Annotated in this window: 15 protein-coding genes and 1 tRNA gene; 13 read left to right on the top strand and 3 right to left on the bottom strand. The window is 39.8% G+C overall.

Annotated features, from left to right (window positions below; translation table 11 throughout):
- Positions 1-94 precede the first annotated feature (94 nt).
- A tRNA-Ser gene (locus CUS89_RS02545) sits at positions 95-182 on the top strand.
- An 819-nt stretch (positions 183-1,001) separates the two neighbouring features.
- Here the strand turns inward: CUS89_RS02545 and CUS89_RS02535 are convergent.
- Positions 1,002-1,565, bottom strand: coding sequence for a hypothetical protein (locus CUS89_RS02535; RefSeq protein ID WP_104870917.1), 564 nt, complete (start codon positions 1,563-1,565; stop codon positions 1,002-1,004).
- A 644-nt stretch (positions 1,566-2,209) separates the two neighbouring features.
- Between CUS89_RS02535 and asnB the strand changes: the two genes are divergently transcribed.
- A complete protein-coding gene (asnB, locus tag CUS89_RS02530) occupies positions 2,210-4,105 on the top strand; it encodes an asparagine synthase (glutamine-hydrolyzing) (protein WP_104870916.1) in 1,896 nt (631 codons plus the stop codon).
- 127 nt (positions 4,106-4,232) lie between these two features.
- On the opposite strand, the gene CUS89_RS02525 is transcribed toward asnB, so the two are convergent.
- Positions 4,233-4,679, bottom strand: coding sequence for a DUF2188 domain-containing protein (locus CUS89_RS02525; protein ID WP_104870915.1), 447 nt, complete (start codon positions 4,677-4,679; stop codon positions 4,233-4,235).
- Between the two features lie 217 nt (positions 4,680-4,896).
- On the opposite strand from CUS89_RS02525, the gene rpmG reads away from it, so the two are divergent.
- From rpmG to CUS89_RS02490, 7 genes are all read left to right on the top strand, one after another.
- Complete coding sequence (gene rpmG, locus CUS89_RS02520; RefSeq protein ID WP_373865805.1) at positions 4,897-5,061, top strand: 50S ribosomal protein L33; 165 nt, start codon at positions 4,897-4,899, stop codon at positions 5,059-5,061.
- 82 nt (positions 5,062-5,143) lie between these two features.
- On the top strand, positions 5,144-5,635 hold the full coding sequence (locus CUS89_RS02515; RefSeq protein WP_104776579.1) for a dihydrofolate reductase: 492 nt from the start codon (positions 5,144-5,146) through the stop codon (positions 5,633-5,635).
- 316 nt (positions 5,636-5,951) lie between these two features.
- Positions 5,952-7,628, top strand: a complete 1,677-nt coding sequence (kdpA, locus tag CUS89_RS02510) for a potassium-transporting ATPase subunit KdpA (RefSeq protein ID WP_104870914.1) — start codon at positions 5,952-5,954, stop codon at positions 7,626-7,628.
- A gap of 15 nt (positions 7,629-7,643) precedes the next feature.
- Positions 7,644-9,674, top strand: coding sequence for a potassium-transporting ATPase subunit KdpB (kdpB, locus tag CUS89_RS02505; RefSeq protein ID WP_104870913.1), 2,031 nt, complete (start codon positions 7,644-7,646; stop codon positions 9,672-9,674).
- 35 nt (positions 9,675-9,709) lie between these two features.
- Entirely contained in the window at positions 9,710-10,231 is a 522-nt protein-coding gene (locus CUS89_RS02500; protein ID WP_104870912.1) for a potassium-transporting ATPase subunit C, read from the top strand.
- Between the two features lie 27 nt (positions 10,232-10,258).
- Positions 10,259-12,883: a sensor histidine kinase gene (locus CUS89_RS02495; RefSeq protein ID WP_104870911.1), complete on the top strand. Its 2,625-nt coding sequence runs from the start codon at positions 10,259-10,261 to the stop codon at positions 12,881-12,883.
- Positions 12,861-13,544, top strand: a complete 684-nt coding sequence (locus CUS89_RS02490; protein WP_019724299.1) for a response regulator transcription factor — start codon at positions 12,861-12,863, stop codon at positions 13,542-13,544. Before CUS89_RS02495 ends, CUS89_RS02490 begins: the two co-directional genes overlap by 23 nt.
- 154 nt (positions 13,545-13,698) lie before the next feature.
- Here the strand turns inward: CUS89_RS02490 and CUS89_RS02485 are convergent, their stop codons facing one another.
- Positions 13,699-14,655, bottom strand: a complete 957-nt coding sequence (locus CUS89_RS02485) for an iron-hydroxamate ABC transporter substrate-binding protein (protein WP_104870910.1) — start codon at positions 14,653-14,655, stop codon at positions 13,699-13,701.
- A 165-nt stretch (positions 14,656-14,820) separates the two neighbouring features.
- Between CUS89_RS02485 and CUS89_RS02480 the strand changes: the two genes are divergently transcribed.
- From CUS89_RS02480 to CUS89_RS02465, 4 genes are all read left to right on the top strand, one after another.
- A complete protein-coding gene (locus CUS89_RS02480) occupies positions 14,821-15,621 on the top strand; it encodes an ABC transporter ATP-binding protein (RefSeq protein ID WP_104870909.1) in 801 nt (266 codons plus the stop codon).
- Positions 15,621-16,610: a FecCD family ABC transporter permease gene (locus CUS89_RS02475; RefSeq protein ID WP_104870908.1), complete on the top strand. Its 990-nt coding sequence runs from the start codon at positions 15,621-15,623 to the stop codon at positions 16,608-16,610. Before CUS89_RS02480 ends, CUS89_RS02475 begins: the two co-directional genes overlap by 1 nt.
- Positions 16,607-17,611, top strand: coding sequence for a FecCD family ABC transporter permease (locus tag CUS89_RS02470; RefSeq protein ID WP_104870907.1), 1,005 nt, complete (start codon positions 16,607-16,609; stop codon positions 17,609-17,611). The genes CUS89_RS02475 and CUS89_RS02470 overlap by 4 nt, the downstream gene beginning before the upstream one ends.
- A gap of 222 nt (positions 17,612-17,833) precedes the next feature.
- Positions 17,834-18,115 carry a TIGR04197 family type VII secretion effector gene (locus CUS89_RS02465; RefSeq protein ID WP_104870906.1) on the top strand — a complete coding sequence of 94 codons (282 nt, stop codon included), beginning with the start codon at positions 17,834-17,836 and terminating at the stop codon, positions 18,113-18,115.
- Positions 18,116-18,203: the final 88 nt, after the last annotated feature.

Genomic DNA, 18,203 nt, shown 5'->3' with positions numbered 1-18,203 from the left:
TATTTAAATGACCAGTTTACAAAACAAACAGGATTAAAATGAGTACATAATTCCTCTTGACATTTTTGGGAAAAAGATTAAAAATAGTAGGCATGGAAGGTTGGCAGAGTGGTAATGCACCGGACTCGAAATCCGGCGAGCCGCAGAAATGTGGTGCACGGGTTCAAATCCCGTACCTTCCTTATATACCAACGGTTAGACACGATTTAGGTCGTGTCTTTTTTGTTGTATTTTTACCCTGAAATATTTTTTGACTCCCCTTTTGGTACTCCTTTTATAATCTTACATACTCATCTCATGTAATTTGTAAATTTACAAACACGGTCTATTTTATGTATAAAGAAAGTTCTCTGTAAAAATAAAGAAAGAACAAGGGACAGCCTAGCTATCCCTTGAAAATCAACCGTTATGGCAGTCTTTGCAACAGTAGCGACATCCATCAAAAATTTTGGATGTGTGGGTTGTGCTTGCTTTATGTAAGGCTTCTTCACAAGTAGCAAATACGCCAATAAAAAGTGCATCCTCTGGACAATGCCTACACGAGATCACGTGGACTTCGTGGTTTTCTCGATTATCTGTTTTTTTGTTAAAATAATAAATTGCCATCTATATCTACCATCCTGATTTATTTCAACGTCTTGTTCGTTGATAGTATAAATTATACTGGAAGGTTGAGTGATCATGAGGATTATTTTTTCGCTATGATGGAAGAGGTTGTTTAAAAAAAATCTTGCAATAAAAATGATGGAAGAAAAAAATTTATTATTAAAGTAGCGATTGCTAATCTTGATTTTTTTGTCATTGAATCTCAAGTTATTGCTTTTTGTTGCTCGCAATAAAAAAATCAATTAGCTTACTAGCTTGAGCAATAAAAAATTTTAATTACAAGAAGATAAGCGCAGAAACCCAAACGACGGGGTGGTCTTTTTGGTTTGTGCGCTTGTTTTGTTGTATTCAAGTAATCTGTTCTCTTTATATATATTTTTTCTATTTATCTGAAATCAACTAATATAGCCATGATTTTTTAAGGATTTTTGATGTTCGCAAGGTGTTCCGATGATCGTGAAAGGAGTTACTTTAGTCGTCGTCGTTTGCCCATTCCATTCATAGGCGTAATTTCTACCGGTCCAATTCGTGTCGCAAGCGAAGCAGTGATATTCTACCTCTATTCGTCCAGTTGAGTCTTCTGCTTGTATCCAGCCGATTGACTGAGCGGTGCCGTTCGTGATCTGGGCTTGGTTTAGATCCCAATCGTAAGGATCAGAGCTAAAAGCGGTCAATGGTGTAGCAGGTGTATTCAATGCTTTTTCCAAAACTGGATCTTCTGTTTGCTTTTGATCTGTAAGTGTTTGGTTTGCAAATGGTCGATTCTTTTCGCTTGTTGTTTCTGTTGTAGTTAATGAACGTTCGGTACTTTTTGTCTGTGAAGTATTCGTGGCTTCTTGAACTGCCGTATTTTGGATTTCTGGGGCAAATAAAGGAAATAGCATGATTCCTAACATAAATGCCCCAATAATAGTTGTTACCCCTAACAATATCCCCAATAGTACTTTTCCGATTTTCATGTTGATCCTTCCTAACTTTAAAATAAAATATGTTCTTAAATTGAGCATCTCTGAAAAACGTTTTTTCGTCAAGTGATTTGATAGCAGGCTGTAGTTATTATATGCTGATTTTTATTTTTGAAAATTTAACTATTTTCTTAAGTGAAGCAGGAAAGATAAAGAGATCGTCAGTTATTTTCACTTGAAATAATGGAAGTATGGCTAGTTTTTTTACACTGCAATGATTGGTTCTTACTGATACCATTCAGGATAAACTACTTTAGTAAGATCGTTTACTGACATCATCATGTGAGAGAAAGTAATGGGTAAAAATTTATTTTTCTTCAAGTTTACTAACTGGATTTCAGCTTGGAATAAAAAATGAAATCGCTTGTTATTTTGGAGATGACAGTCTACAAAAATCACCCTATTTATGAATAACATGAAATATTTGTAAACTATAGGAGAATCCAGTAGCTTCCTAGGATAAAACATGTTAAATTAATTGTTGAGTCTACTTTTTTTAAAGATAGAGATTTTTCATTTTATTTGTTTTCATGTGACGAAATTGTAAGAGTGAAAATCATTCATTCTGAATGCCTTCCTGTGATAAGATTCATGTGGACATAATAATGGAATAGTAATTTTAGTAGGATGTGAAATAAATGTGCGGAATCGTAGGATTTGTTAATAACAAAGATAATAAAAAAGCAATCATCAATGACATGATGGATCGCATCATTCACCGTGGACCGAATAGTTCGGGTGAATACATTGATCGTGATGTGGCTTTGGGTTTTAGACGTTTAAGTATTATTGACTTAGAAGGTGGCACACAGCCCATTTACAATGAAGATCAAACAAAGATCATTATTTTTAATGGAGAAATCTACAACTATCAACCACTTAGAAAAGAATTGATCGACGCGGGTCACATTTTCAAAACCCATGCAGATACAGAAGTTTTACTGCATGGCTATGAAGAATGGGGCACTGAGTTATTGCAAAAAGTACGTGGAATGTTTGCTTTTGCGATTTGGGATAATGAGAAAAAAGAATTATTTGGTGCAAGAGACCATTTTGGGATCAAACCATATTATTATGCTGAAATGAACGGAACATTGATGTTTGGTTCTGAAATCAAGAGCTTCTTACCACATCCAGATTTCAATAAAGAATTAAATCGGGAAGCATTGAAACCATATATGACGTTCCAATATTCTCCTTTGAATGGTGAAACATTCTTTAAAGGTGTCTATCGTTTGCCAGAAGGTCATTATTTCACTTACAAAGATGGCAAAATGGATATCCAACAGTATTGGGATGCGAACTTTGAAGAAAAAGGCACACAAAGCCGTCAAGAATGGATCGATCAAATTGATGAAACTGTGAAAGCATCAATCGAAGCACATACGATCAGTGATGTGGAAGTTGGCTCATTCTTATCAAGTGGGGTCGATTCAAGTTATGTGACTTCTGTCCTGAAACCAGACCATTCATTCTCAATAGGTTTTGATGACAAAACTTATAACGAAGCAATCGAAGCACGTAAATTAACAGAGATGCTTGATTTGGATAATACTGCAGCTGTCATTGATGGAGACATGTCCTTTAAGGCTTTTCCTTTGATCCAATACCATTTAGATGAACCAGATTCTAATCCATCTTGTGTACCGTTATATTTCTTAGCAAATCTTGCGGCACAAAGTGTACGAGTGGTCCAATCTGGTGAAGGGGCAGATGAATTATTTGCTGGCTATCAATCGTATGGCTTCCACACGAATTCAAAATTTATCCGAGTGATTGCCCAAGGGTTGAAAAAATTACCTAAAGGAACGCGCTATAACTTAGGAAGAAAAATCGGTAAGATGCGTAACTTCCATGGTAGGATCCATTTATATGAATCATTAGCCCCTGCCAAAGAATATTTTATCGGGCATGCACGAATCTTTGAAGAAAACGAAGCAGCCAACCTGTTGACTCCAGAGTTTCAACAAGCCCCAACAGTCAATGAAATCATGGCAGAACATTATGCGAAAACTGAAGGAATCCAAGACGAGATCAACAAGATGCAATATGTTGACTTACACCAATGGATGCCAAAAGATATTTTATTGAAAGCCGATAAACTTTCGATGGCAAGTTCACTGGAAGTGCGAGTACCATTACTAGATATCGAAGTGATGAAATTAGCACAACAGATCCCAAGCAAGTATTTATTGAATCAAAACAATACGAAAGATGTCTTTAGACAAGCTGCGAGTAAGCATTTGCCTGAGGAATGGTCGAATCGTGTAAAGCTTGGGTTCCCTGTACCGATCAAAGCTTGGCTGAAAGAAGAACATGGCTACCGCCAAGTAAAAGAATTATTCACAGCTGATTTTGCGAAAGAGTTCTTTGATCAAGCGAAGATCATCCAATTACTTGATGACCATCATGAAGGCAGAAGTGAAGAACAACGTAAAATCTGGACGATTTTTAGTTTCTTGACTTGGTATAAAGTTTATTTTGTGGATGAAACGATTCCTCAAGCTGAACCGATCCAATATGTAACAGTTTAGAAGGTAAAATATTTTTTCTAATGAATAAAAAAACGAAGAGTGCCGATCCATAATGGATAGACTCTTCGTTTTTTGTCGTAAATCGACATTGATTGCTTTTTTAATCCAAAAAAGCGATGAGGAACAATCAATAATGCACTTCTCGCTCGAATGTACCATCTTTTTTGTAGATCATCAAGGAAGTCTCTTTATTACGAGCTACTTCTTTACCTTTTTCAACGGCTTCTTCCTTGTGGTCGAAGTGATTGCTTGCTTTTTCAGCTCCTTTTGAGCGAACGATCCAGTGATCCTCTTCAAACTTTACTTCGACTGTAGCATCTAATAATTTCGCCGCTCGTGGATTGCTTTCATGTTTGTCATCTTTTTGCGGATTTTTCTCTTTTGAGAAAGCTTTCTTTTCTTTCTCGTCAGCACTTTCAACCCATTCTTTGGCTTGACTGATTGCGATCGGGATTGCTCGATCATCTGGATAACCTTCATCTAAAAGCGCATTGCCGATATCGATTGCTTTCTTTTTGGTCAACTCTTCCAAGTTCTTCATGGCTGGTGGAAAATCTTTCATATTCCAAGGCATAGCTAACTCCTCCTAAAAGAATAATTGATTTTACTACTATAACAAGTGTAATCTCAACTCGGTAAAAAGAAAAATCATCTGTTTCGATATTTGTTGCGCTTGTTTTTTGCTCGTCAAGTAGAACTACTTAACAAAATCGTGAAAAAGGCTAGCAATCTGATAAAAATCATGGTAAGATAATCAAGTCTGAGAGTCATCTTAGAGGATTCTAGTATAAATGGGAGGGAAAATCATGCGCGTAAACATTACTTTAGAGTGTACTTCTTGTAAAGAACGTAACTACCTAACTAACAAAAACAAACGTAACAATCCTGATCGTTTGGAAAAGCAAAAATATTGCCCACGCGAACGTAAAGTTACTTTGCACCGCGAAACAAAATAATATGTCTAAAAAAGTTTGGGTCTGTACCCAAGCTTTTTTATTTTTAGTATAATCAAGTAGTAGATGAAAGGAGCGAGTCAGAATGTTTATTTCCATGTGGGCACAAGACAAGAATGGATTGATCGGTAAAGATGGATTATTGCCTTGGCGTTTGCCAAATGATATGCGTTTTTTCAGAGAACATACGGTGGATCGTTTATTAGTGATGGGGCGTAAAACATATGAAGGCATGGGCGATCTATCTCTTCCTTATCGCCACATCATCGTGTTGACTACCCAGGAAGATTTTGAGGTCAAAGAAAATGCAGAAGTCATGCATTCGATCGATGAATTATTGGCTTTTGCGGAGACTGTTTCAGAAGATATTTATGTTTCTGGTGGAAGTCGGATCTTTCAAGAGCTATTGCCCCAGACTGGGATTATTTGGCGAACGCTGATCGATGGGGAGTTTGAAGGAGATACGTATATTGGAGAGATCGACTTTAGCGATTTTGAATTAGCAGAAGAACATATCGGTATCATGGATCAAGAAAATCATTATGCGCATCGCTTCCAAAAATGGGTAAGAAAGTAAGTTCTGATCATTGATGTATAAAAATGAATGATTGAAAGAAATAAAGGGAGATGTTCAAGATCATGGGAGCATCTTTTTTTTGTCTTTTTTATAGAGAAACAGCTAAGTCACGTGAGGATTCTTCCTTGAGACTTAGCTGTTTTTTTGTGTTGTATAAAGAACATATAAAGAAATTTCTGGAATATTAACACTATCTTTATAGTCCTTTGTCTATGATGAAAACAAAGGAGAGGAAGAAAATGATCTTATTTTTAGGTTGTATCAGTATTATTTTGTTAGCTTATCTATTCTGGTTTTTATTTAAGGGGGAAGAGCAATGATGAGTGCAGTATTTCAAGGATTGTTTTTCTTTTTTATTTTAATTGTCTTAGCCGCACCTCTTGGGTGGTACATCAAGTCGATCATGACAGGGGAGACACCAAAATATGTGCGTTTCATCCAACCAATCGAACGTTTTTTCTATAAATTGATTGGTCCTGAGAGTCAAAAGAAAATGACGGCGAAGCGCTATTTAGCACATGTGTTGGGTGTTGGGATCTGTTCTTTAGTATTTTTAACGGGATTATTGATGATCCAAGGTTGGCTTCCTGGCAACAATGGCGTAGAAAATCTATCATTTGATTTAGCCGTGAATACAGCTGTTAGTTTTGTGACAAACACCAACTGGCAAGCTTACGCGGGAGAATTGACACTTTCGAATACCACGCAAATGTTTGGTTTGACTGTGCAAAACTTCTTGTCAGCAGCGGTTGGTTTAGCGGTTCTTTGTGCTTTGATCCGCGGCATCATCCAACGGAAATCGATCCAATTGGGCAATTTTTGGCAAGATCTAGTGCGTAGTTTGCTTTACATTTTTTTACCACTTTCACTGATTACTGCGGTACTCCTGATTTCTCAAGGTGTGGTTCAAACATTTAGTCATGGTCTGTCTTACACTGGTCTGTCCGGAGAATCTTTATGGTTGTATCTAGGACCTGTAGCCAGCCAAGTAGCTATCAAGCAATTAGGGACCAACGGTGGTGGATTTTTCGGTGCAAATTCCGCTTATCCATTTGAGAATCCTACGATTTTTTCTAATTTCATCGAGAATCTCGCCATCTTGTTGATACCTACAGCATTGATTTTTGCTTTTGGCTATTGGGTCAAAGAGTGGAAACAAGGTCGAACGATTTTGATCGTTTCGTTTGTTTTTCTTTTTGCAGCTTTTGTAGGTGTAGCCGTTAGTGAATATCATGGTCCTGCTTTTGCGGATGTACTGGGTTCACTGAATATGGAAGGAAAAGAAGTGCGTTTTGGTGTAGGTTGGTCAAGTTTATGGGCCGTTAGCACAACAGCGGCATCGAATGGTTCAGTCAATGCGATGATGGATAGCTTTACGCCCCTCGGTGGTGGTATTCCGCTTTTCTTGATGCAATTGGGGGAAATCATCTTTGGTGGTGTTGGTAGTGGCTTGTATGGCATGTTGGCATTTCTGCTGTTGACTGTATTCATTGCCGGTCTACTTGTCGGGCGTACGCCAGAATATTTAGGCAAGAAAATCGAGGCTTTCGACATCAAGATGGCTAGTTTAGTGATTCTGACGCCAGTCTTATTGACGTTGTTTGGCACAATGGCAGTTTCGCTTCATCCTGATATTTTTACTTGGTTGACCAATAAAGGCCCCCATGGATTTAGTGAGTTGCTATATAATGTGACTTCTTTAGCAAATAACAATGGGAGTGCATTTGGTGGACTGACGGCCGATACACCGTTTCTAAATCTTTTAGGAAGTGTCTTGATGTTGTGTTCTCGTTACATTCCGATCGTTGCTATTTTGTTCTTAGCTGAAAACATGGGTAAGAAGAAAACGATCGCCATCAATGATGGAACACTTTCAACGACCAATGGCACATTCATCTCCATGTTGATGATCGTTATCCTTGTTGTCGGAGCATTGAGCTTTTTACCAGCGTTGGCGTTAGGTCCGATCGCTGATCATTTTACCTTAAGTTAGAAGGAGTAAAATCAAATGAAAACTATTTATGTATGGGCAATCAAAGAAGCCTTTGTCAAATTAGACCCAAGACAACAAATCAAAAATCCAGTGATGTTCATGGTCTACGTCGGAGCGATCTTGGCGACGATCCTTTGTTTTGAACAAACAACTGTGCCTTTATGGTTTACTGTAACGATCACCGCTTTGTTATGGATCACTTTGTTATTTGCAAATTTTGCCGAAGCAGTCGCAGAAGGTCGCGGAAAAGCGCAGGCAAGTAGCTTGAAGCAAGCGAAAAAAGAAGTGATCACTTATAAGATCAATCGCTTAGAAGATATTGAAAATCAAGAATTTATTGAGGTCAAATCTTCTGACCTCAAAAAGGGAGATCTGATTTACGTAGAGTCGGGTCAACAAATTCCGGCGGATGGTGATGTGATCGAAGGAGCTGCTTCAGTGGACGAAAGTGCCATTACAGGAGAATCAGCGCCAGTGATCCGTGAATCAGGGGGTGATCGAAGTGCCGTTACTGGTGGGACGACGGTTGTTTCTGATTATCTGGTGATCCGTGTGACATCCGAAAATGGTCACTCCTTTTTAGATCAAATGATTTCAATGGTGGAAGGGACTCAACGAAAAAAAACACCGAATGAGATCGGTTTACAAATCTTTTTGATCACATTAACGATCATTTTTTTAGTGGTCTCTGTTAGTTTAGTTCCATTTACCGAATTAAGCAGTCTATTGTCAGGTAAAGGGGAACCGATTGCGACGATCGTCGTCATTGCTTTATTCGTTTGTTTGGCACCGACGACGATCGGTGCATTGATTTCATCGATCGGGATTGCTGGTATGAGCCGGTTAACGAAAGAAAACGTGATCGCAATGAGTGGTCGTGCCATCGAAGCAGCAGGAGATGTTGATGTATTGCTTTTAGATAAAACAGGAACGATCACTTTAGGAAATCGTCGGGCAAGTGAGTTCTTACCGGTCAATGGCGTCACAGAACAACAATTAGCTGATGCAGCTCAACTTTCTTCTTTGGCAGATGAGACGGCAGAAGGGCGAAGTATCGTCATCTTAGCTAAAGAAAAATTTGCTTTGCGAGAACGTGTTTTTGAAAAATCAGAAGTGAAATTCATTGATTTTAGTGCGCAAACGCGCATGAGCGGCATGGATTATCGTGGCGATCAGATCCGTAAAGGTGCCGCAGATACGATCAAGAAATATGTGGAAGCACGAGGCGGAAAATATCCAGAAGAATGTGACCAGATCGTTGCAAAAGTTGCCCAAGCTGGCGGAACTCCTTTAGTTGTTGTGAAAAATGATCAAGTGATGGGTGTCATTTATCTAAAAGATATTGTAAAAAATGGCGTACAGGAAAACTTCGCAGATATGCGTAAAATGGGCATCAAAACTATCATGATCACAGGGGATAATCCTTTGACAGCAGCGGCGATTGCAGCTGAGGCGGGTGTCGATGATTTTCTTGCCGAAGCAACCCCTGAAAATAAAATGGACCTTATCCGTGACTATCAAGAAAAAGGACACCTTGTAGCAATGACAGGTGATGGAACAAACGACGCACCAGCATTAGCGCAAGCGGATGTGGCTGTGGCAATGAATACAGGAACTCAAGCAGCTAAAGAAGCAGGCAATATGATCGATTTAGATTCTAGTCCAACGAAGCTATTGAAGGTCGTACGTATCGGGAAACAATTATTGATGACTAGAGGAGCATTGACAACGTTCAGTATTGCAAATGACGTCGCGAAATATTTTGCTGTGATCCCAGTATTGTTTTATGGGATCTATCCTGAATTGGCACAATTGAATATCATGGCACTAGGTAGTCCTCTTACGGCGATTTTATCGGCTGTTATCTATAATGCAGTGATCATTGTCGCTTTGATCCCTTTAGCTCTAAAAGGCGTCAAGTATACTGAAAAACCAGCTAGTCAAATTTTGCGACATAATCTATTGGTCTATGGATTAGGTGGTTTAGTTGCACCATTCATATTCATCAAACTGATTGATCTCGCATTAAGCTTTTTCTTGATATAAAAGTGAAACATTTTGCAGAAAGAAGGAAATCACCTATGAAAAAGGTACTTAGGGCACAGCTCAGTTTTTTATTCATCAGCATTTTACTTTTCGGTGGGCTATACACCGTCGCGGTTACAGGTATCGGTCAACTTTTCTTTGCTCATCAAGCCAATGGCAGTCAGAAAGTCGTTTCAGGAAAAGTGGTCGGCTCTTCATTGATTGGACAATCCTTTCAACAAGCCGCTTACTTTAATGGAAGAGCGCAAGAAGTGACGCAACTTTCACCAACTTCGACTGAGCAAAAGAAATTAGTAGAAGATAAAACTAAATTAGCAAAACAAAGCAATCAAACCACAGAGATCCCAATTGATCTAGTCACAAACTCTGCAAGTGGTGTCGATCCGCATATCAGCTTGGCTGCTGCTGAAAGCCAAGTGACGCGGATCGCCAAAGAGCGGGGACAAGACGTTGCTAAGATTCGTGCTATAATACAGGAAAAAGCACAGAAGGATTGGTTTTCGGATCGCAGGTTTGTCAACGTGCTTGAATTGAATCTATCACTAGATAATATGTAGGTGGCAGAGGGGTTAGGAGAAACAAAGATGGAAAGACAGGATTTTTCAGAGAGATTAAAGAAGCGTGAAAAAAGCCGTGGACGTCTACGAGTGTATTTTGGTTTCGCAGCAGGAGTCGGTAAGACATACGCGATGTTGGCAGAAGCACAGGAGCTTAGCGTACTTGGTAAAGACGTTGTGGTTGGCTACATTGAACCTCACGATCGACCTGATACCAATGAGTTGTTAGAAGGTTTACCGCAGATTCCTTTAAAAGAGCTGACCTATAAAGGGTTGACCTTGAGTGAACCAAACATCGACGCCATCATCAAACGTCAACCAGAAATCGTTTTGATCGATGAGTTAGCCCACAGTAATGCACCAGGATCAAGAAATCGCAAACGGTATCAAGATATTGAAGAATTATTGAATGCGGGCATCAATGTCCATACGACGATCAATGTCCAACATATTGAAAGCTTGAATGATATCGTTGAAGAAGTAACTGGAATCGAAGTAAAAGAAACGGTTCCTGATACGTTTTTCCAACAGGCAACATTGAAGGTCATCGATGTTGAACCAGATGAATTGATCGATCGTTTAACGCAAGGAAAAATTTATGCTGATGAAAATGCGAAGCGCGCATTACAACATTTTTTTATCCCTAAAAAATTGGAACAGTTGCGGGGGCTAGCAATTCAGCGAGCTTCAGATCATATCAATCGTGTGATTGGTAAAACAAATGGTGTCCAAAGCAAATTGATTACTATCGTTCAAGACGCCTTCCCCAAAATGGCTGAGAAAAGCATTCGTTGGACTGCGCGATTAGCTCAAGGGTTGGGGGCGGAATGGATCGTCTTATATATCCGTTCTGATGATCATTTACAAGGAACGAGCGACTTAGCCGAGAAACTTGGGGCAGAAGTCGTGGTGATCGAGGAAGATCATTCATTTGAAACAATCGTCGAATATGCTAAACTGGTCGGTGCAACCGATTTGATCATCGGGAAAAATTTGGCAAAACCATGGTCTGAACGCTTGTTTTCAGAAGAGCTAGATGTTCGCTTGCTTAAACGGTTACCAGAAACTGAGCTTCATTTGATTCCCTATAAAGAAAAACGTTCAACCATCCTTTCCCATTCCAAAGAACTAGTGGAAGGGGGAGGGAAAGATTTTGCGATTTCATTGATCTGTGTATTTGTAGCAACACTTTTGACTGAGGTGATGCAATATCTTCACTTCGGAGAACAAAACTTGATGTTGGTGTACATTTTCTTTATTTTACTCGTTGCTCGTCTGACCTCTGGCTATTTTTGGAGCGCGTTATCTTCTATTTTAAGTGTCTTGGCTTTCAACTGGTTTTTTGTCGAGCCGCTGTATTCCTTGACCGTGTATAAACAAGGCTATCCGATCACTTTAGTCATCATGCTGATCGTTGCACTGATGATCAGCAATTTGATGGTCCGTCTGAAAAAACAAGCTGTCCATGCGAGAGAAAAAGAGCAACAGATGGAAATTCTGTATGAACTGAACAAGCAGTTTGTTTTAGCAGAAGACCAACAACAAATCGTTGATTTGTCTGCGACTTATTTAGGCAGATTATTGGATCGGGAAGTGATTTTCTTTGATCAACATGCAATCAAGTTAAGTCAATATACACCAAAAGATGCACCATTTGTACTAGACCATCCAGAAGAAGCTGCTGTAGCATACTGGACCGCTAAAAATCAAAAAGATTCAGGTTATGGAACGGATACATTAAGTGGCGCAAAGGGTTTTTATTTGCCGATTGTCGCAAACGGCAAGACATTAGCCGTTTTAGGGATTCGTCGTAGTCGTGGGCTTCCGATCGAGGATAGTCAGTTGAACTACTTACGGTTGGTGTTGACCCAACTCGCTGTTATCTTAGAGCAAACAGAGCTTAAGAATGAAAAAGAGCAAATCGAGTTAGAAAATGAGCGTGAAAAAGTCCGCAGTAATTTATTACGTGCGATTTCCCATGATTTGCGTACACCTTTGACTGCGATTTCAGGGATTGCGGAAACACTCTTGCAGACAGATGAAGAGCTGAAACAAGCAACGCGCCAAAAATTGCTGACCGATATCCAGACAGAATCTCAATGGCTGATTCGCATGGTGGAGAATCTGTTATCGATCACACGGATCAATATGGACACGATGCAAGTGAAAAAAACAGCAGAACCGATCGAAGAGATCATTGAAGCAGTGTATGAACATGTCGCAAAAGTCTATCCTGACAAAGAATTATTGGTCCATTTACCAGCAGCGGTTTTATTTGTCGAAGTTGACCCTATTTTAATTGAACAAGCGATGTTCAATCTTGTGGAAAATGCGTTTCGCCATGGTTCAACAAAAGGACAAGTAGAGGTCAGCGTATTCCAAGAGGGAGAACAGGTTATTTGTGAAGTGAAAAATGAGGGTGAGATCTCATTGAAGCAATATGAAAAAATCCAGATGAATCTATCCAACGAAGAAGAAGTACCGATCGATTCAAAAAATGGTCTTGGCATTGGCTTAAGTATTGTCAAAACCATCGTCCATGCCCATAATGGTAAATTAGAGATGGCTGTATCAGAAGGAAAAACAGTGGTTCGGATCTATTTGAATAAGAGTGAGGAGGTGACGTTACATGAGGAAAGTACTATTGATTGAAGATGACCCAACGATCACTGATTTTATGGAAGTCGTGTTGGCAAAAGAACACTATCACGTTACGATTGCTACAACAGGCATGGAAGCTTTGAATGTGTTCCAAGAAAATTCCTTTGACTTACTTTTACTCGATTTAGGTTTGCCAGATATTGATGGCATCGAATTATTGAAAATCATTCGTAAACGACTGGCTACACCGTTGATCGTGATCTCTGCTCGAAACAACGAGCATGAAAAAGTCAAAGCCCTCGATCTTGGTGCTGATGATTATGTTACCAAGCCTTTTGGGATGAATGAATTACTTGCTAGGATCAGAACTGCTTTTCGTCATCGTAAACAAGAAGAATTACCTTCAGTCATCACGAATGGGGAATTATCATTGGACACAGAAAGTCAGCTGTTGACCAAAGCAGGAGAACCGATCCATCTCACTAAGAATGAATATCGTATCTTACTCGTGTTATTCCAACATCTCGGAAAAGTCGTCACGTATCGTGTATTAACATCAGAAGTTTGGGGACCTTATGGCACAGATTCCCAAGTGTTACGAGTGAATATGTCAAACATTCGGAAAAAAATCGAGAAAAATACCATTAGTCCAGAATACTTGATCACTGAGATCGGGGTGGGCTATCGATTACGTGATTACCGGAGTTCTTAGAAATCGACAAACAATTGAACATCGAAAAAAACGACAATCGCCAAATGTTTTTCCATTCTGGTGATTGTCGTTTTTGATGTGATGCTTATTTGAAGCTAGCGTACTGAAAACTTCTTTCATTTACTGCTCAAGCTAAACTGTGTTTTTCACTACCTTACTTTAGCTCACCTTTGATATCATCGATCATTTGACGGCTGGCGATTGGTCCATTATATAACCAGCTGGAAGTTGGACCAAATTCGAATACTTGACCCGCTTTGACTGCTTTCAGATTTTGCCATGTGGGTTCATTGAACATCGCTGCTTGTTCATCGCTATTGACTAAGATGATATAGTCAGCGTCTAGTTCAGCTAATTTTTCTGATGAAACAGCAGACCAATCAGAAGTGGCTTCTTTTGATACTTCTTCCACTAAAGGTGGGACACCGAATTGTAGATCTTCATAAACGATGCGACCACTTGAACGATTCTCGCTGACCATAAAGGCGGAGTTGTTCGTGACCCATAAGACAGCCGCTGTTTTACCTTCGATCTTATCACTTAATGCTTCTCTTGTTTCTTTCGCATAGTCTTGATAGTCTTGAATGATTTCCTCTGCTTTGTCCTCTTTATTCAATACCTTGCCAATGTCTTGCAACTGTTCTTCCCATGTGACATCTGTACCGTTCTTAACAACATAGGTTGGAGCAATTTTACTATATTGCTCGTATTTTCCACCTTCAACAGTAGCAGAAGAAGAAATCAATAATAAATCAGGTTCAAAACTTAACACATTTTCATAGGGTAGATCATAGGAGATAGTTGGGATATCTTTCAGATCATCTTGTAAATAATCTTGGATCGAACCACTGCCGACGGTCCATTGAGCAACTGGCGTTTCACCTAATGCCACAAGGTAATCCTCTAGATAACTGCCGATGATCCGTTTTGGTTGGTTCGGGACCTCAACCGAATGGCCTAATGTATCTGTAACGGTATGGGTACCATTATCAGCAGTAGTTGTTGAAGTAGCTGTTTCTTCGGTCGTTGATGTGCTAGGTGAGCAAGCACTAAGTAATCCCACCAAAAATAATGCGCTAGAGATTGTGAATAGTTTATTTTTAAGTCTCATGTCTTTCCTCCAAATGTAATTGAGAACGTTTCTCAACTGCTATTATTCCCCAATAAAAGGGCGCTGTCAACTCTTTTTACTAGCGGGAACGACGAAATTTGTGCTTGACGAATTTGTGAAGTACCGTCATAATTGAGAATGATTTTCAATGAGAGGGGGAAGTATATGTCTAGATTAAATGCAGTGGAAATTACTACCGGTTACCCCAACAAAACGATAATTGAAAATTTGTCTGTCGCCATACCTGAAGGGAAAATCACCAGTTTGATTGGTCCTAACGGTAGTGGTAAGTCTACATTATTAAAAAGTTTTACCCGCATACTTCCTGTAAAAAACGGCAAAATATTAGTCAATGATCGTGACTTGACGACCTATCATTCAAAAGAATTAGCGCGTAAACTTGCCTTACTAGCCCAAACAAGTGAATACCCATTAGGAATGACAGTTGAAGAAGTCGTTTCTTACGGTAGATACCCTTATCAAAAACTATTCAGTGGCATGGATGATCAAGATCTGCAAGCCATTGAGTGGGCACTGACAGCGACGGATCTGATCTCGTTAAAAGATCGAGACTTAGCGAGTTTATCCGGAGGACAAGCCCAACGTGTCTGGATCGCGATGGCGTTAGCTCAAGAAGCGGATATCTTGATTCTTGATGAACCAACGACTTTTTTAGATCCTGCGCATCAACTGGAAATCTTAGATCTGTTGAAAGAAATCAACCGAATGAAAAAAACAACGATTTTGATGTCGATCCATGACATCAATCATGCCTCCCGCTTTTCCGATTATTTAGTCGCAATGAAAGAAGGGCGATTAGTCGTCAACGGGACCCCAGAACAAGTCATCACGAAAGAATGGATGAGAGAGATTTTTGAGATCGAAGCACAAATCGTTCAATTACCTGAAACAAACAAACCTGTCTTTTTGACATATGATCTCATCAAGAAACCGGAGGGAAAATGATGGGGAAGGGGAAAAAAATAAATATCCTATGGCTGCTTCTGTTATTGGCAATCCTTGTCTTCTTTTTTGCTTTATATAATGGTGCTTCTACAGTCAAAGGTAATGAAGTTTGGCAGGCGTTGTTCCAGTTCGATCCAACTGATCAAGCCCAGCAGATCATTCGCAATATCCGTCTGCCTCGGGTCATCGGAGCATTTATCGTGGGCAGCTGTTTCGCCCTCAGTGGTGCTTTGATGCAAGGGGTAACGCGGAACAACTTGGCAGATTCAGGATTGTTAGGGATCAATGCTGGCGCGTCGTTAGCCATGGCATTTAGCTTTGCTTTTTTACCTAAAGCTTCGCCGTTTTCAATTTTTCTGCTTTCATTACTTGGTTCGTTGATCGTGACGATGACAGTTCTAGGTTTCTTTAGTTTTTCAAAAATCGGACTTAGCACCATGCAAATGATTTTAGCAGGTGTGGCGATCAGTTCTTTTTTTACGGCAATCAGCCAAGCACTGACCCAACTATTTAATCTACAACAAGATTTGACTTTTTGGTTTGTTGGCGGTGCGGCTAATATTACTTGGCAACAGTTGCTCGTTCTTTCTCCTATCTATTTAGTGGCGGTTATTGGCTCTTTTCTATTAGGGAAGTCGATTTCCTTGATCCATTTGAGCGAATCCCATGCGATTGCATTAGGAGGACATCCACAGCGCACACGGGTCTTGGTTTTCATCTTTGTTTCGATCTTGGCGGCGCTAGCTGTTTCTTTAGTTGGGCCCGTTTCCTTTATTGGCTTGATGGTCCCACCTGTTGTTCGTGGCTTTGTCGGTACGGATTATCGTTACGTCTTGCCAGCTTCGTTTATCGCTGGGGGGATCTTAGTCATGTTAGCAGATTTTGTGGCACGAATGATCAATCCACCATTTGAAACACCCTTTGGCTTAGTCATCTCCTTGATCGGTGTCCCTTTCTTATTGGTACAAGTCAGGAGGGAACGCGTGTGAAAAAAATTTATTGGGGGATTGGCCTGTTACTATTTTTATGGCTTGTGACCGCAGGCATTAGTTTAATGATCGGTACACCTTTTCTTTACATTGACCAATTGCTTGATATAGTTCTTGGTGGAGGAACGCAAGTCCAACAATTAGTTCTGACAGAATTTCGTTTACCACGGCTATTGATCAGTTTATTAGCCGGTTCCTGTTTAGGGATCGCTGGCTATCTTTTACAAGGTGTAACAAGAAATCCATTAGCTGATTCAAGTATTTTAGGCATCAACTCCGGCGCAGGATTTTTTGTGATGCTATACTTAGGTTTTTTTACTAGCCATGCGTCACCTTTCTTGTTGCTTTTCGTTGCCTTTCTGGGGGGCACACTTGCTGCCTGTCTAGTCTATTTTGTTGCCTATCAGCGTTCTGGACAAGTAGCGATGAATCGCTTGCTCCTTTCAGGTATCGCTGTGAATGCAGGCTTTTCTGCGGCAATGTTATTAAGTACGATAAAGATATCAAAAGAAAATTATGGTTTTGTGAACGCTTGGTTAGCAGGTTCGATCTGGGGGGCTAGTTGGCCGTATGTCACTGCATTTTTGCCATGGGTACTTATTCTGATCCCTTTAGCGTTTTTCTATAGTCGTAGGATCGGTCTTTTATCCTTTGGACCAGAACGTGCGCAAAGCTTAGGATTGAATGTGTCAAGAAGTCAGTCGATTATATTACTGCTTGCTGTAGGCTTAGCCTGTGGCAGTGTTGCTGTGGCAGGTAGTTTGTCCTTTGTAGGCTTACTCGCACCACATGCTGCCAAAATCATTGTACGTAAAGAAAATCAGTGGACCCTCCTTTTTAGTGGTTTGTTCGGAGGATTATTTGTCAACATTGCTGATATTCTTGCGCGCGTCATTTTGCCAGATGGAGAAGTACCTACAGGAATTCTGATTGCTGTCTTGGGCGCGCCGTATTTTCTTTATTTATTATTTTACATTCAAAAGAAACAACTATCCGTATAAGATAAGAGCAGAATGTTGGAATCAGTTTGGATAGCATAGAGGAACACTGAAGGAGATTTTTCCTTCAGTGTTTTTTAGTCCATTGAGAAATACCTTTAACAACCAGATAAGAAATAAAGTAACAAGACCTATCTAATACAATTCTCATCCAACAAAAGGTTATGCATTGTTATAATGAATATGTAAGCGTTCTATCTAAACATTATGGTAAAGGAGGAAGTTATGGTCACATTCAGCAGTAATTTTCAACAAACCCAACAGTCCACATCAAGAATCACCAGTGCAACAACCCCTTTAAACCAAGCATCATCGATTCAAAATGACACACGTACCACGCTAATTGGCAATCAAGACATTCAAAGTAGCATATCGTCCGCTAAAAACTCAGCCAATCAAATTGCCTCAGCCATCTCAGGCGCTGCTAATCAATTGCAAACTGCTGCTCAAGGATTTTCTGCACTAGACACTCAATTAAGTCGAGATCTTTTCAAGGAGAGACACTAATGAATCGAATGACCGATCTACATACAGAAGAAACATGTTTGCTCGCAAAAAGAGAAGACCATAAAAGAAAAATGAAACAACTTGATGC

This window comes from Enterococcus mundtii (assembly GCF_002947535.1).
Lineage (GTDB): Bacteria > Bacillota > Bacilli > Lactobacillales > Enterococcaceae > Enterococcus_B > Enterococcus_B mundtii_B.
The sequence above is the reverse complement of the archived record's forward strand: the minus strand, read 5'-3'. Positions and strand labels throughout refer to the sequence as shown.